Here is a 14898-nt window from a genome sequence, read left to right on the forward strand (position 1 = left end):
AAATCTGTGGATATAAATTCATCCGCAGGTTTCGCAGATTTACGCAGATTGAAAACCGGACAAAGGCGACGGGCGGAGAAGCAAGCGGCTCGCGAACCCTTCTCCGCTCGGGTTCAATCCTGTTCCGTTCGGCTGAGGTATCGAACCCATCCCTGTAGCGCATCGGCCCTTCGATACCTCAGGACGAAAGGGTAAGGTGAGGCCTGCACCTAAAATCAGCGTTTTCCGCTTTCACGGCCTTCATGAAAATTCTCCTGGTCAAGCTCTCGTCCCTGGGCGATGTGGTGCATACCCTACCCGTGGTGCAGGACATACGCACCGCATTCCCCGAAGCGCAGATTGACTGGGTGGTGGAGAAGTCCTTTGCCTCCCTGCTGGCGCGCAGCCAAGGGTTGCACCGCATCATTCCCTGCGAGATCCGGCGCTGGCGCAAATCTTTCTGGACGGCCGCCACGCGGCAGGAATGGCGCGCTTTCAGGGCCGAGCTGCAGCAGGAGGCTTATGACGCCGTCATCGACCTGCAGGGCCTGACCAAGTCCGCGCTGGTGGCGCGGCTGGCCCGGCTGGCCCCCGGCGGAAAACGTTATGCGCTGGCCAACCAGACCGACGGCTCGGGCTACGAAGCCCCCACGCGCTGGGTGGCCGATGTGGCGATCGCCGTTGAGCCGCACATCCATGCGGTGCGGCGTTCGCGCGAACTGGCGGCGCGCGCCCTGGGCTACAGCCCCGCGGCCACCACCCGCTTTGGCCTGAAGGTGCCCGCGGCGCCGGCAACGAGCAGCGGCAGCTCCCCCAAGGGCCGCATCGCTTTTGTCCACGGCACCTCGCGCGCCGACAAGGAATGGCCGCTCAGCCACTGGGTGGCGCTGGGGCAGCGCCTGCACACCGCCGGCTACCAGCTGGTGCTGCCGCACGGCAATGCCGCGGAACTGGCCACCAGCCGGGCGATTGCCGAAGCGCTCAACGGCGTGGCGGCGAATTCTGCCGTGGTCTTGCCCCCGCTGGCGCTGGATGCGCTGACCGAAGAGCTCGCGCAATGCGCCGGCGTGATCGGCGTGGACAGCGGCGTGAGCCACATCGCCGTCGCGCTGGACCTGCCGCATGTGCAGATCTACAACTTCGACACGGCCTGGCGCACCGGGCCCGATCAGCAGGACCACGGCGGCCGGCAGCGCAGCGTGTTTGCCCAACCCGCACCCGGCGTCGAGGACGTCTGGCAGGCCTGGCTGGCCTGCAGCGCGGCCGGGGCCGCCGCATGAGCGCCCTGGCCCTGAAGCTTTATTCGCTGCTGATGTGGTGCGGGCAGCCGCTGCTGCGCCGCAAGCTGGCACGCCGTGGCAAGCAGGAGCCCGGCTACCTGGAGGGGATCGAAGAGCGCTTTGGCCGCTATGCCCAGCCGGCTGAAACGACCTCTGAACTCATCTGGGTGCATGCCGTGTCGCTGGGCGAAACCCGTACCGCCGCCATGCTGCTCAAAGCGCTGCGCGCGCGCCACCCAGGCCTGCGCATATTGCTCACGCACGGCACCGCTACCGGACGCGCCGAGGGCGTCGCCCTGCTGCAGCCGGGCGACGTGCAGGTGTGGCAGCCCTGGGACAGCCCGGGCGCGGTGGCCCGCTTCCTTGAGCACTTCAAGCCGCGGCTGGGGCTGTTGATGGAAACCGAGGTCTGGCCCAATCTCGTGGCGGCCGCGAAAGCGCGTGCGATTCCCCTGGTGCTGGCCAACGGCAGGCTGTCCGAAAAATCCCTGCAAAAAGCGCTGAGGATGTCGCTGCTGTCGCTGCCGGCCTATGCCGCTCTCTCGGCGGTGTATGCGCAGACGGACGAGGACGCGCGCCGCTTTCGCCGGGCCGGCGCGGCGGTGGCCGGCGTGTTCGGCAACCTGAAGTTCGATGCCGCCGCTGACGATGCCCAACAGGAAAAGGGCAAGACCTGGCGCCGCGCGCTGGCGCAGCCGGTGCTGATGTTTGCCAGCTCGCGCGAAGGCGAAGAGGCGCTTTTCTTGAAGGAAATAAGTGCCGTGGCCCAGTCGGAACGCGTACAGGTCCAGGTGGAGGCGCCGCACGCGGAGGTTGAAGGAACAGGAAGCCGTTTCAAGGTGCTGCTGGTGCCGCGCCACCCGCAGCGCTTCAATGAGGTCGAGGCACTGGTGTTGCAGCACGGCCTGCGCGTCTCGCGCCGCTCCGGCTGGGACGATGCCGCCGGCGGCCCGGCGGCCGATGCTGCGCAGCAAGCCGATGTCTGGCTCGGTGACTCGCTCGGCGAGATGGCGCTGTATTTCTCGATGAGCGACGTCGCCTTGCTGGGCGGCAGCTTCGCTCCGCTGGGCGGCCAGAACCTGATCGAGGCGGCCGCCTGCGGCTGCCCGGTGGTCATGGGCCCCCACACCTTCAATTTCACCGAAGCCGCCGAGCTCGCCGTGGAAGCCGGCGCGGCCAGGCGCGTGGTCGACATGGAGCAGGGCGTGCGCGCAGCGCGCAAGTGGATGGACAGGCCCGACGCGCGCGCCGCGGCCGTGGCGGCCGGCCTGGCCTTCGCCGACCGCAACCGCGGCGCCACGGCGAAGACGGTGGATGCGCTGGAGTTTTTCCTGCCCCGATAAGCAGGGGCCGCGGAACCGGCTTTGCCGGGCCGCAGGCGCAGCGCCCCCTCGGGGGGCAGCGTATTACTCGAAGTGAAAAGCGTGGGGGCTAACGTCTCACTTGGTGGCAGGTGCAGTTACCCCACGCGTACATACGAAGGTGATGCGCCCAGTCGCGCAGCGTGGCCCAGGCGCCGCCGGTGGCGACTTCGTAAGGTGTGAGGCCGAACATACCCAGGCTGATGGAGGGCTCCACAGAGACCACTGAATGCCAGGTCCGTTTGGGGATGAACAGGGCATCGCCGGCTTCCACGCGGGCATGGTAGCCGTGGGCTTTTTCGAAGGACGCGAGTTCGCGGACTTGCTCGGGCAGGCGCGAGACGTTGATGTCGCTGAGCGTGGCGCCCCAGTCGTACTTGGCGGCCGGGCAAAGGTGCTGGCTCTGGTCGGGTGAAAAAAGGATGAACTCCTTGACGCCCTGGAGCTGCACAAACCAGTTGTGCGGGAAATCGTTGTGCAGGCCGGTCACGGTATTGGCCGGGCCCATGAATACGTATTCCCAGGTCATGCGGCCGGGCCACAGGCTCTTGATGAGCAGGTCTTCGCGCAACTCGGGGTATTTCTCGAGGATGTCCCATTGCGCCAGGTACAAGGTCGTCGGCTTGAACGACTGCATGTGGGCCCAGTTCAGGTGAAAGCGCTCGCCGGGTTTGTAGCCGTCCCGCACCGGCTTGGGCAGCAGGCCGGCCATGGGATCCGGCGCGCGCTGCGCCGCCTTGCCGAGTTCCCGCAGGTAGGGTGCGACCGGAAGAAAGGGGCGGCCCTTGGTCACGCCTTGTTCGACCAGGCCGTCGGTGAACTTGACCGGCACCTCGGCGCCCTTGCCGGCGCAGACGTCGGCGAGGAATTCAAACGACCATTTTTTCCAGGCCGGCCAGTGGTGGATGCCGCCCTTGACCAGCACGGGTTTGTCGAACGGCTGCGTGCGGCCCGCGCGCTTGAGTTCTTCCCAGGTGGTTTCCTCGATCCGCTCGAAGCTGGGGCCTTTGGGAACGTGTAGCGGCGCATCGGTCACGCGTTCGGCCTCAATCGGCAGGGGCAGGGGATTGTGTGCGGGCATCAACATGGAAATTCTGGCCGGAGGCCGGCCTTTGTTGGAGTGTTGTGAAGCGGGCAGCGACTAGGGATCAGGGGGCCAGCAGCGCGTTGATCTTGAGCAGGTCTTCGGGTGTCAGTGTGCCGTTGGCCTGGCGCAGTTTCAGGTCGCCGAGCAGCACGTCGTAGCGCGCCTTGGCCAGATCGCGTTTGGTCTGGAACAGCTGGCTTTGCGAATTGAGCACGTCGATGTTGATGCGCACGCCGACCTGGTAGCCCAGCCGGTTGGCGTCCAGAGCGCTCTGGCTGGACAGCTCGGCCGCTTCCAGCGCCTTGACCTGGCCCTGGCCCGACTGCACGCCGAAGTAGGCGGTGCGCGTGGCCTGGGCCACGGTGCGCCGCGCGCCTTCGAGGTCGCTTTTGGCCTTGTCGCGCAGCGACAGGGTTTCGCGCACGCGGTTTTGCGTGGCGAAGCCGGCGAACAGCGGCACGTTGAGCACCACGCCGACGGTGGTGGTGTTGGTGCGGAAGGCAAACGGCGGGATGGTGGTCGCCGTGCCCGAGGGGTTGCGCGTGACGTTGTAGCTGGCCTGTGCGTCCAGCGTGGGCTTGTGGCCGGCCTCGGCCTTGTTCACTTCCAGCTCGGCGATCTCGACATTGCTTTGCGCCTGGCGGATGCTGGGGTGCACCAGCTCGGATTGCTCGACCCAGGTATTGACGTCGGCGGGCGTCACGACCGGCAGGCCGACGGGGGTGGCCAGGGGCTTGGGCTGGGTTTCGGTCTTGCCGACCAGGGTGTCCAGCGCGATTTTTTTGACGCGCAGGTCGTTTTCGGCGGCGAGCTCCTGGGCGATCACCAGGTCGTAGCGGGCCTGCGCTTCACGCGTGTCGGTGATGGTGGAGGTGCCGACCTCGAAGTTGCGCTTGGCCGACGCCAGCTGTTCGGCCACCGCGGCTTTCTGGGCGCGCACAAAGGTCAGGGTGTCCTGCGCGGCCAGCACGTCGAAGTAGGCCTGGCTGGTGCGCACGATCAGGTCCTGGTCGGCGCCCTGCAGCTGGGCCTGGGCCAGTTCCACCTGCCGGGAGGCCTGCTGGTAGGTGGCCCAGTTGGCCGGGCGGTACAGCGGCTGCGACAGGTTGAGCGCGGCGTTTTGCGTGTTGAAGCTGCGGTCTATCACCGGGGCGGTGTTTTCAAACGAGGTGCGCGACGCGCCGGCCGAAATGCCCGCCGTCGGCAGGATGCCGGCCTTGGCCTGGTCGGCCCTGGCGAGGTTGGCGTCGTATTGCAGCTTGGCCGACTGGTAGGAGGCGTCGAAGGCGCGGGCCGACTCATACAGCTCGACGAGACTCTGGGCATGCGCCAGGGGCGCCATGGCCAGCAGTGCCACGGCGGCCGCAATCGACAAGGGCAACATCGCCGGGCGGGCCGGCGGTTTCTTGGGCGTGGTCATAAGGGTCCTGAAGAAATGGATGAATCGGCGGATGAAAAAAACGGCGGGGCTCAGTAAAGCGGCACGGAGCGGTCCACCTGCTGCGACCAGGCGTTGATGCCGCCCTGCAGGTTGACGACTTCGGTGAAGCCGCTTTGCATCAGATAGTTGGCCACCTGCAGGCTGCGCATGCCGTGGTGGCACAGGCAGGCAATCGGCTGGCCGGCGCCGGCTTCCTGCAGCTCGGCCAGGCGCTGCGGTATCTCGCGCATCGGAATGTGGACCAGCCTGAAGCCGTCTTCCTTGACCGAGGCCGTCTGCAGCTCCCAGGGCTCGCGCACGTCGAGCACCACGGGCAGGGCAGGCGCGCCGGCGCCGGCGTTGTCGCGCCAGGCACTGAAATCGGCGGGGTTGAGCTGGGGAATCATGGACGGTGCTTTCGGGCGTTGTTTCAGAAGCTGAAGACCGAGGGCTCGGGGAAGTTCAGCAGGCGCGGCGCGACGGTGTCCCAGGCCTGGGTGGTGCGCCAGGCGTCTTCGGCCACGCGCGTGACCAGGGTGGCGCGCATCATGGGCTCGAAACCGACGATGGCGCTCAGGCGGCCGCCGACCTTGAGCAGGGACAGCAGCGAGGCCGGCACCTCGGCGACGGAGCCGCTCAGCACGATCACGTCGAAGGGGCCGCGCAGCGGGTCGTTGCCGGCAACGGCTTGCGCCAGCTTGGCGGCGCCGTCGCCGGTGCGCACTTCGGCGTTGTAGAGGCCGGCGCGCTGCAGGTTGTCGCGCGCGGTTTGCGCCAGCACGGGGTCGATTTCAAGCGTGATCACCTGCTGCGCGCGGTGCGCCAGCAGGGCGGCCATATAGCCTGAGCCGGCGCCGATCTCGAGCACTTTTTCGTGCTTCTGCACGGCCAGTTCCTGCAGGATGCGGGCCTCGACCTTGGGGGCCAGCATGCACTGGCTGGGATTGGCCTGGGGCGGCAGCGGGATTTCCATGTCGACAAAGGCCAGCGCCTTGTGGGCCGCCGGCACGAAGTCTTCGCGCTTGACCACGGCGAGCAGGGAGAGGATCTGGTTGTCCAGCACTTCCCAGGGGCGGATCTGCTGTTCAATCATGTTGAATCGGGCTTGTTCGTAGTTCATGGCGGGCCTGTGGTTTGGCGAATTTTGGGGGGAAAGAGGGGAAGAACGGGTGTTCACGAGATAAACCTTTGATTTTAGCGGCCGGCCATGACAGGCACGGGAGGGGCCGGCGGTGTTTCAGAGGGATCAGCGACACGGGTTTTGCGGCCGAACTTGCGCTTGAACCATTGGCCCAGGTCGTCCAGGTAGCAGTAGGTCACGGGCACCACCACCAGCGTCAGCAGCGAGGAGGTGATCACGCCGCCTATGACGGCCTGGCCCATGGGGGCGCGCTGCTCCGAACCCTCGGTCAGGGCGAAAGCCAGCGGCACCATGCCGAAGATCATGGCCAGCGTGGTCATCAGGATGGGCCGCAGCCGCACTTTTGCGGCATGCAGCAGGGCTTCGCCGCGCTCCATGCCGGGCACGCGGTGGCCGTCAACGTCGAGCCGGTCGGCGCGCATGCGGATGGCGAAATCGACCAGCAGGATGGCGTTCTTGGTGACCAGGCCCATCAGCATCACCACGCCGATGATGGAGAACATCGACAGCGTGGAGCGGAACAGCAGCAGCGCCAGCACTACGCCGATCAGGGTCAGCGGCAGCGAGGTCATCAGCGCCATGGGCTGCAGAAAGCTCTTGAACTGGCTGGCCAGGATCATGTAGATGAACAGGATGGCCATCACCAGCGCCGACACCGCGTAGCCGAAGGACTCGGCCATGTTTTTGGTGGAACCGCTGAACTGGTAGCGGTAGCCCGGCGGGAAGCTGAAGTTGTCGAGCACGGCCTTGATGTCGCTGGAAACCTCGCCGGCCGAGCGGTTGTAGACATTGGCGTTGATGGAGACCTCGCGCGCCATGTCGCGCCGGTTGATCTGGTTGGGCCCGGTGGATTCCTTTACGGTCGCCACCTGGTTGAGCCGTATGACGCGGGAGGAGCCGTCGGCATTGCTGCCCATGGCGCTGCTCATGAAGGGCAGGCGCTCCAGGTCTTGCGGGGCGGTGCGGGGGCCGGGCGCCCGACCTCGATCACCGGCTTGTCGGCCTTGACGCTGGAGTCCAGGTCGACCAGGCCGGGGATGCCCCTGATTTTGTCGCTGACCGCGCGGGTGAGCCGTTCGAGTTCCTTGAGGTCGGTGCCCTGCAGGGAAAACTCCACCTGCTTGGCGCCGCCCACCGAGTCGAGCAGGCCGACGTGCGTCACCGTGATGCCGGGCACCTGCTTGAGCCGCTCGCGCAGCGCGCCCGACATCTCGTCGACGCTGCGCGTGCGCGCCTTGCGGTCCACCAGGCGCACATAGAGGCTGGCGTACATCTTGCCCTGGGCATTGCCGGTGTTGAGGGTGGCCAGCGTGAACCTTACCTCCGGAAATTCGCGCACGATGGCCTCGACCTGGCGCGCCTTGGCCTCGGTGTTTTCCAGCGATGAGCCGACCGGCGTGTAGAAGTTCAGGGTGGTTTCCGAGAAGTCGGCCTTGGGCACGAACTCGGTGCCCAGCAGCGGCACCATGAAGATGCTGGTGACAAAAATCACCACGGCCATCACCAGCGTCGCCAGCTTGTGGCCCAGCGACCAGCGCAGGATGCCCTGGTAGCTGCCGCTCAGGGATTCGGTGGCGCGGTCGAACCAGCCGGTGACGCGGCCTATGGTCTTGTCGTAGAAGGTGACGGGCGCGCCGCGCCGGCCGTGTGACGCGATGGCCGGGTCGTGCCAGATGCTGGAGAGCATGGGGTCCAGCGTGAAGCTCACGAACATCGAGATCAGCACCGCCGCCACGATGGTCACGCCGAACTCGTGGAAGAACTTGCCGATGATGCCGCCCATGAAGCCTATGGGCAGGAACACGGCCACGATGGAGAAGGTGGTGGCCAGCACGGCCAGGCCGATTTCCTGGGTTCCGTCCATCGAGGCGCGGTAGGGGTCTTTGCCCATCTGCACGTGGCGCACGATGTTCTCGCGCACCACGATGGCGTCGTCGATCAGCAGGCCCACGCACAGCGACAGCGCCATCAGCGTGATCATGTTGATGGTGAAGCCGAACAGGTTCATGAACAAAAAGGTGCCGATGATGGAGATCGGCAGCGTCAGCCCGGTGATCACGGTGGAGCGCCAGGAGTTCAGGAACAGGAAGACGATGAGAACCGTCAGCAGCGCGCCTTCGATCAGCGTGCGGCGCACGTTCTCGACCGCCACGCGTATCGGGCGCGAGCCGTCGCCGATGAGTTCCAGCCGCGCGCCGGGCGGCAGCAGCGGTTGCAGCTCGGCCACGGCCTTGTTCAGGCCGTCGACCACGGCAATGGTGTTTTCGTCCTGGGCTTTTTGCACCGTGAGCAACAGGGTGCGCTGGCCGTTGTAGAGCGCCATGCTGTCGAGTTCCTGCGCGCCGTCGGCGATGCGTGCCACCTGGTCGACGGTGACCGCCGCGGCCGTGCCGCCGGCCGCGCCCTTGCGCGCCACGATGATCTTGCCGAAGTCTTCGGGCCGCTTCATGCGCGCGTCGATCTTGACGACGCGCTCCTGCTGCAGCGAACGGATGGCGCCCACCGGCAGGTCCTGGTTTTCGTTGCGAACGGCGTTGACGACCTGGTCGGCGCTGATGCCCAGCGACTCCATGGCCTGCGGATTCAGGTAGACGTTGATTTCACGTTTGGTGCCGCCCACCAGCGTGACGGAGCCGGCGCCGCGCACGTTTTCCAGGCGCTTTTTGAGAACCTGGTCGGCCCAGTTGGTCAGCTCTACCGCATCCATGGCCTTGCCGCTGCCTGCCTGGGTCTGGGGCAGGACTGCCACAGACCAGATGGCGCGGCTGGCCGGGTCGAAGCGCAGCACGCGCGGCTCCTTGACCTCGTCGCGGAAGTTGGGCCTGATGGCCGCGATTTTTTCGCGCACGTCCTCGGCCGCGCGGCGTCCGTCGATATAGAGCTGGAACTCCATGATGACGACGGACTGGCCTTCATAGCTGCGCGAGGTCAGCGCATTGATGCCGGCGATCGAGTTGACGCCTTCCTCGATCTTTTTGGTGACTTCGCTCTCGACGATTTCGGGCGAGGCGCCGGGGTATTCGGCGGTGATCACGACCACCGGGAAGTCGATGTTGGGGAACTGGTCGACCTGCATGCGCTGGTAGGAGAACAGGCCCAGCACCACGATGGCCAGCATGACCATGGTGGCGAACACGGGATTCTTGAGGCTGACCTGCGTGAACCACATGCGCGTGAAGCCTCAGGGCGCCGGCTTGGTGGGCGTGCTGGCGGGAGGCTGCGCGGAACCGGCCGCGGACAGCTGCGTGAAGCGCACTTTGGTGCCTTCGCGCAGTGCGCCTATCTCGCCGCGAACGACGAGCGCGCCGTCCTCCAGGCCCTTCACCGCCACCACGGCATCGCCACCGGCGGCGCCGCGTGTGCCCAGTTCGACGGTCTTGTGCACCACCACGCCGTTTTCAACGACCTGCGCATAGGGCGCGGGCTTGTCGGTGCGCACCGCGCTGACGGGCAGCGACAGCAGCGAGGCGCGCGCCGTGCCCAGCGTGCCCTGGGCGAACAGGCCCTGGCGCAGCGGCGGGGCGCTGCCCTCGCCGGACGCGCCGGGATTGTCTATGGTCAGGTAGGCCAGCACGCTGCGGCTGCCGGCCTGCGCGCTGGGGTTGATGCGCGCGACCACGGCCGTCACCGGCTGGCGGCTGCCTTCCACCTGCAACTGGGCGCTCTGGCCCACGCGCACGTCCATGGAATCGCTCGCGCTGAGCGTGGCCTCGAGTTCGAGCCGGCTCAGGTCCACGATCTCCACGATTTTGGTGTCAATGCCCACGCGCTCGCCGGGCTGCGCCAGGCGCTGCGAGACCTGGCCGGCGATCGGCGCCTTCAGCACCGTGTCGTCCAGCGATTTGGCGGCGACTTCGGTGGCGGCCAGCGCGGCCTTGTAGGTGGATTGCGCGGCGTTGAGGTTGGCCAGCGAGGTGTCCAGGGCGGTCTTGGAAATGAAACCCTGGTCGACCAGGGCCTTGTTGTTGTCGTACTGGCGCTGCACCACCTCGACCTGGGCCTTGGCGGACTCGGCCTGTTCGCGGGCCTGGCGCACGCGTGACTGGTATTCGGCGGCGTCGATGCGCGCGATCACCTGGCCGGCCTTGACCACGTCGCCCTCGCGCACGGCCAGCCCCTGCAGCTCGCCGGCAACCCTGGCCTTGATGACGGCGGAGTTGACGGCCTTGAGCGAGCCCGAGACGGGCAGGCCCTGCACGACTTCGCGCACCTGGACCTTGATCACATCGGTGCCGGCCAGTTCCACCAGGCCCATGTCCCTGGCCGCGCTGCCGGCGGCCAGCGCCTGCTGCTGGGCCTTGCGCGCGGCCMGCGCGCGCAGCACCCCACCCGCGATGAGCAGCACGATGAGCCCGGCGATCGCCCACTTGACCCAGCGCTTCATGCCGCGGCTTTCCTGTGGGCCCGGACGGCGATGCCGGCCGGTGCGGAGATGCCGTTCAGGATGGTTTCCACCTGGAAGGCGATGTATTTTTGGGGGTCCAGCTCCGTGTCGCTGCTCAAACACACGCCGGCGGAGTGCCTGGACAGGATCAGGAAGATCATGGGCGCGATCACCAGGTAGACGGCATAGTCCAGGTCCATGGGACGGAACTCGCCGCGGTCCATGCCGCGCTGCAGGACGGCGCGAATCAAGGCCTGGCCAGGCATGATGACTTCCTGCTGGTAGAAGGCCGCGATGTCGGGGAAGTTCTTGGCCTCGCTCATCATCAGCTTGGTCAGGCCCGAGGCGCGTGTCAGGCCCACGCGCTCCCACCAGCTGTTCATGCAGTAGGCCAGCAATTCGGGGGTGGTGCCTTCAAAGGCGTCCAGCTCGGCGCGCCATTCGGTGAAGCGGCCCGAGATGTTTTCGCGCACCACGGCCTTGAACAGTTCTTCCTTGCTCTGGAAGTAGAGGAACAGCGTGCCCTTGGAGACGCCGGCGCGGGCGGCGACTTCCTCGGCGCGGGTCGCGGCAAAGCCTTTTTCGACAAAAAGGTCCAGCGCGGCCTCCAGCAGCTCGCCCGGGCGTGCTTCCTTGCGGCGCTCGCGTTTGGCGGCGACGGCCGTGGTGTCGCTGAAGAGTTTGGTAAGTGACATAGTTACTGACTGACTGGTTAGTAATATATCTGCTTACTTTCCGACCGTCAACCCAAACCCCGTAGGCTACACCGGCTAGCCGGGACGGCTGGACTCATCTGGTAAACCCACGGTAAAGCGCCCGCGGGTGCGACTTTGGCGCCACAACAGAGGCGCGGGTGCATATTCCACGCAAGGAAGCGCCGTCCCGGGACGCCGGTGACAGGGCGGCCGACGGCGGTGCCGGCCTGGCTACAAGAAGAAAAAGCGCTTCTTAATAGAAGGCCTGCAGGCCGGTCTGCGCGCGGCCCAGGATCAGGGCATGCACGTCGTGGGTGCCTTCATAGGTGTTGACGGTTTCCAGGTTGATCATGTGGCGGATCACGTGGTATTCGTCATGGATGCCGTTGCCGCCGTGCATGTCGCGCGCCATGCGGGCGATGTCCAGCGACTTGCCGCAGCTGTTGCGCTTGATCAGCGAAATCATTTCCGGCACGGCCTTGTCCTCGTCCATCAGCCGGCCCACGCGCAGGCAGGCTTGCAGGCCCAGCGTGATTTCAGTCTGCATGTCGGCGAGTTTTTTCTGGATCAACTGGTTCTGCGCCAGCGGGCGGCCGAACTGCTGGCGGTCCAGGGTGTACTGGCGGGCGCGGAACCAGCAGTCTTCGGCCGCGCCCAAAGCGCCCCAGGCAATGCCGTAGCGCGCCTTGTTGAGGCAGCCGAAAGGGCCCTTGAGGCCGCTCACGTTGGGCAGCAGGTTGGCCTCGGGAACAAACACGTCGTCCATCACGATCTCGCCGGTGATGGAGGCGCGCAAGCTCATCTTGCCTTCGATCTTGGGGGCGGTGAGGCCCTTCATGCCTTTTTCGAGCACAAAGCCGCGAATGCTTTCCTGGCCGCCGACTTTTCCGTCGGGATCTTCCAGCTTGGCCCAGACGACGAAGACGTCGGCGATGGGGCTGTTGGTGATCCACATCTTGGCGCCCTTGAGGATGAAACCGCCGTCCACGGGCTTGGCGCGCGTCAGCATGCTGGCCGGGTCGGAGCCGTGGTTGGGTTCGGTCAGGCCGAAGCAGCCCACCCATTCGCCGGTGGCCAGCTTGGGCAGGTATTTCTGCTTTTGCGCTTCGCTGCCGTAGGCGTTGATGGGGTGCATGACCAGCGAGCTCTGCACGCTGATGGCGCTGCGGTAGCCGCTGTCCACGCGCTCGACTTCGCGCGCCACCAGGCCGTAGCTCACGTAGTTGAGACCGGCACAGCCGTAGCCTTCAATCGTGGAGCCCAGGAAGCCCATGGCGCCCGCCTCATTCATGATCTCGCGGTCGAACTTCTCATGGCGCGCTGCCATCAGCACGCGCGGCTGCAGCTTCTCCTGGCAAAAGGCGTGGGCCGCGTCGGCGATGGCGCGCTCGTCGTCGCTCAGTTGCTCCATGAAGAAAAACGGGTCCTGCCAGTTGAAGGTGGTTTTCATGGTCTGTGTCTCCGGAAGAAGGGGAAGGGGCTTGGTTTGCAGTGTAGGCGCGCGGCCTGAGGCGCCGGCGGCCATGGCTGATTGTTTGACAAGCATGAATAGTTGTCTAATATCAAATATCGATGCAACGATATAAAAAACATATTCATGGAATTCCGCCACCTCCGCTATTTCCTGGTCCTGGCTGAAGAGCTGCACTTCGGCCGCGCGGCCCGGCGCCTGTCGATCTCGCAGCCGCCGCTGTCGCTGAACATCCAGCAACTGGAGGCCTCCATAGGCGCGAAACTGTTCACGCGCAGCAGCAAGTCCGTGCAGCTGACGGCCGCGGGCCAGGCCTTTGTGCCGGCGGCGCGCGCCCTGCTGGACCAGGCCGCGCAGGCGGCCGGCCATGCGCGTGACGTGGGCCAGGGTATGGCCGGCAGCCTGGCCATCGGTTTCTCGGGCACCATGCTGTACAGCGGACTGCCCCGCATCCTGGAGCGTTTCCAGGCTGAACACCCGCTGCTGCGGCTGACGCTGAAGGAGCTCAGCTCCAGCGAACAACTCATAGAACTGGCACACGACAGGCTGGACCTGGGTTTTGTGCACACCACGCGCGTGCCACCCGAGCTGTCGCAAATCCTGGTGTCCAGCCAGGCCTTCATCTGCTGCCTGCCGGCCGGCCATGCGCTGGCCCGCAAGCGCTCGCTGTCGCTTTCGGCTTTGCAGGGTGAGCCCTTTGCCGTGGTGTCGCGCGCGGTCTCACCCGACTACCACGAGCGCATCCTGGCGATCTGCACCGAAGCCGGCTTTTACCCCGAGATGCGTTATGAACTGCGGCATTGGCTCAGCGTGGTCTCGCTGGTGTCCCAAGGCATGGGCGTGGCGTTGGTGCCGGCCGCGCTGCGGCAATCGGCCATGGCCGGCGCAGCCTTTGTGCCGCTGGACGCGGCCACCACGCCTTACGACACGCATTGCCTGTGGAAGACAGCGCGTGGCGACCATGCGGCGCTGTCGGCGTTTGTACAGGCAGTGCGGGCGATGGCGCCGGCGGCAAAGGACTGAACACCCCGCATCCGGCGTCCGGCGAAAGACCTTGGGGAAAGTATGTCCACCGCCGGGGACCTAAAGCTGCCACCATCGGGCGGTTCATAGTCTTCAGGAGAACGGCATCAACCCGTATATCTGGTGTGTGGTGGGTGCTCTCCTCGGCGGCGCCGCCTGCCTGTTCGCAGGCACCCGCGAAAAAATCCTCGTTCTCGAAAACCTCGGTGTCGGCGTGTTTGGCGCCTACATAGGCGGCGACTTTGTGGCCGCCATCCTCAGCCATGGCAAGACCAACGACACGGTGTTCAGCATGGGTTCGCTCGGCCTGGCCGTGGGCGGGGCCATTGCCGCGCTGGCCCTGCTGCGGCTGATGCAACGCGCCGTCGGCCCCATGCAGCGCAGCAAGGCCACGCGCCGCCGCGATTGAGCCCCTGCCCGGCAAGGGCAAGCGGGGCGGCCAGGGCAGATGCGTGGCCCCCGGCGTAAGATTTCCGCTCATTTCACGACCAACGGTTTTCAGCGGAGATTGCCATGTCCTCATCCCTTCAAACCATCACCCTGGGCGGCGGCTGCTTCTGGTGCACCGAGGCGGTGTACGTCAAGGTGCGCGGCGTGACCGACGTTGAGTCCGGCTACAGCAACGGCCAGGCCGCGCGGCCCAGCTATGAAGAAGTCTGTACCGGCCGCACCGGCAGCAACGAAGTGGTCAAGCTGACTTACGACCCGGCAGAAATCTCACTCAAGGAAATCCTCGAGATCTTTTTCGTGATCCACGACCCGACCAGCCTGAACCGCCAGGGCAATGACGCCGGCACGCAGTACCGCAGCGGAATCTATTACTCGACGCCTGAGCAAAAAGCGGTGATTGATGATTTCATCCGCGAAGTCAGCCAGGACAAAACCTTCGGCAAGCCCATCGTCACCGAAGTGCTGCCGCTTGAAAATTACTGGCCGGCCGAGGCTTATCACCAGGACTACTTCGAGAACAACCCCAACCAGGGTTATTGCGCCTTTGTGGTCGGCCCCAAGGTCGAGAAATTCCGAAAGACTTTTGCCTCGCGCGTGAAGGACTGAG

At 65.8% G+C, this 14898-nt stretch carries 12 protein-coding genes and 1 pseudogene; 5 read left to right on the plus strand and 8 right to left on the minus strand.

Annotation, left to right across the window (positions count from 1 at the left end; all coding sequences use genetic code 11):
• The first annotated feature begins 242 nt into the window (after positions 1 to 242).
• The gene (gene waaC, locus AC1D1F_RS07875; protein WP_477677374.1) at positions 243 to 1259 is read left to right on the plus strand and encodes a lipopolysaccharide heptosyltransferase I; all 1017 of its coding nucleotides are present in this window, start codon (positions 243 to 245) and stop codon (positions 1257 to 1259) included.
• A complete protein-coding gene (locus AC1D1F_RS07880; protein WP_477677373.1) occupies positions 1256 to 2602 on the plus strand; it encodes a 3-deoxy-D-manno-octulosonic acid transferase in 1347 nt (448 codons plus the stop codon). The genes waaC and AC1D1F_RS07880 overlap by 4 nt, the downstream gene beginning before the upstream one ends.
• A gap of 88 nt (positions 2603 to 2690) precedes the next feature.
• On the opposite strand, the gene AC1D1F_RS07885 is transcribed toward AC1D1F_RS07880, so the two are convergent.
• From AC1D1F_RS07885 to AC1D1F_RS07920, 8 genes and pseudogenes are all read right to left on the minus strand, one after another.
• Positions 2691 to 3707, minus strand: coding sequence for a cupin-like domain-containing protein (locus AC1D1F_RS07885; RefSeq protein ID WP_477677372.1), 1017 nt, complete (start codon positions 3705 to 3707; stop codon positions 2691 to 2693).
• 61 nt (positions 3708 to 3768) lie between these two features.
• The gene (locus AC1D1F_RS07890; RefSeq protein ID WP_477677371.1) at positions 3769 to 5127 is read right to left on the minus strand and encodes a TolC family outer membrane protein; all 1359 of its coding nucleotides are present in this window, start codon (positions 5125 to 5127) and stop codon (positions 3769 to 3771) included.
• A gap of 50 nt (positions 5128 to 5177) precedes the next feature.
• The gene (locus tag AC1D1F_RS07895; RefSeq protein WP_477653465.1) at positions 5178 to 5534 is read right to left on the minus strand and encodes a rhodanese-like domain-containing protein; all 357 of its coding nucleotides are present in this window, start codon (positions 5532 to 5534) and stop codon (positions 5178 to 5180) included.
• 23 nt (positions 5535 to 5557) lie between these two features.
• Complete coding sequence (locus AC1D1F_RS07900) at positions 5558 to 6247, minus strand: protein-L-isoaspartate O-methyltransferase family protein (protein WP_477653466.1); 690 nt, start codon at positions 6245 to 6247, stop codon at positions 5558 to 5560.
• 74 nt (positions 6248 to 6321) lie between these two features.
• Positions 6322 to 9437 (minus strand): annotated as a pseudogene (locus AC1D1F_RS07905) (efflux RND transporter permease subunit).
• A gap of 12 nt (positions 9438 to 9449) precedes the next feature.
• Positions 9450 to 10652, minus strand: coding sequence for an efflux RND transporter periplasmic adaptor subunit (locus AC1D1F_RS07910; protein ID WP_477700693.1), 1203 nt, complete (start codon positions 10650 to 10652; stop codon positions 9450 to 9452).
• Positions 10649 to 11347 carry a TetR/AcrR family transcriptional regulator gene (locus AC1D1F_RS07915; protein WP_477677369.1) on the minus strand — a complete coding sequence of 233 codons (699 nt, stop codon included), beginning with the start codon at positions 11345 to 11347 and terminating at the stop codon, positions 10649 to 10651. Before AC1D1F_RS07915 ends, AC1D1F_RS07910 begins: the two co-directional genes overlap by 4 nt.
• Before the next feature lie 253 nt (positions 11348 to 11600).
• On the minus strand, positions 11601 to 12797 hold the full coding sequence (locus AC1D1F_RS07920) for an acyl-CoA dehydrogenase (RefSeq protein WP_477677368.1): 1197 nt from the start codon (positions 12795 to 12797) through the stop codon (positions 11601 to 11603).
• Positions 12798 to 12944: 147 nt separating this feature from the next.
• Here AC1D1F_RS07920 and AC1D1F_RS07925 point away from each other — a divergent pair, with 147 nt between their 5' ends.
• The 3 genes from AC1D1F_RS07925 (at position 12945) to msrA (ending at position 14897) form a co-directional block, all read left to right on the plus strand.
• A complete protein-coding gene (locus tag AC1D1F_RS07925; RefSeq protein ID WP_477696039.1) occupies positions 12945 to 13841 on the plus strand; it encodes a LysR family transcriptional regulator in 897 nt (298 codons plus the stop codon).
• 130 nt (positions 13842 to 13971) lie between these two features.
• Positions 13972 to 14250, plus strand: a complete 279-nt coding sequence (locus AC1D1F_RS07930) for a hypothetical protein (RefSeq protein ID WP_477677366.1) — start codon at positions 13972 to 13974, stop codon at positions 14248 to 14250.
• A 104-nt stretch (positions 14251 to 14354) separates the two neighbouring features.
• Complete coding sequence (gene msrA, locus AC1D1F_RS07935; protein ID WP_477677365.1) at positions 14355 to 14897, plus strand: peptide-methionine (S)-S-oxide reductase MsrA; 543 nt, start codon at positions 14355 to 14357, stop codon at positions 14895 to 14897.
• Position 14898: the final 1 nt, after the last annotated feature.

It is taken from the genome of Polaromonas sp. P1_H6 (genome assembly GCF_056405195.1).

Excerpts from the sequence above, each read along its gene's own strand:
- waaC (WP_477677374.1), top strand. The coding sequence starts at position 243 with ATGAAAATTCTCCTGGTCAAGCTCTCGTCCCTGGGCGATGTGGTGCAT.
- AC1D1F_RS07880 (WP_477677373.1), top strand. The coding sequence starts at position 1,256 with ATGAGCGCCCTGGCCCTGAAGCTTTATTCGCTGCTGATGTGGTGCGGG.
- AC1D1F_RS07885 (WP_477677372.1), bottom strand. The coding sequence starts at position 3,707 with ATGTTGATGCCCGCACACAATCCCCTGCCCCTGCCGATTGAGGCCGAA.
- AC1D1F_RS07890 (WP_477677371.1), bottom strand. The coding sequence starts at position 5,127 with ATGACCACGCCCAAGAAACCGCCGGCCCGCCCGGCGATGTTGCCCTTG.
- AC1D1F_RS07895 (WP_477653465.1), bottom strand. The coding sequence starts at position 5,534 with ATGATTCCCCAGCTCAACCCCGCCGATTTCAGTGCCTGGCGCGACAAC.
- AC1D1F_RS07900 (WP_477653466.1), bottom strand. The coding sequence starts at position 6,247 with ATGAACTACGAACAAGCCCGATTCAACATGATTGAACAGCAGATCCGC.
- AC1D1F_RS07915 (WP_477677369.1), bottom strand. The coding sequence starts at position 11,347 with ATGTCACTTACCAAACTCTTCAGCGACACCACGGCCGTCGCCGCCAAA.
- AC1D1F_RS07920 (WP_477677368.1), bottom strand. The coding sequence starts at position 12,797 with ATGAAAACCACCTTCAACTGGCAGGACCCGTTTTTCTTCATGGAGCAA.
- AC1D1F_RS07925 (WP_477696039.1), top strand. The coding sequence starts at position 12,945 with ATGGAATTCCGCCACCTCCGCTATTTCCTGGTCCTGGCTGAAGAGCTG.
- msrA (WP_477677365.1), top strand. The coding sequence starts at position 14,355 with ATGTCCTCATCCCTTCAAACCATCACCCTGGGCGGCGGCTGCTTCTGG.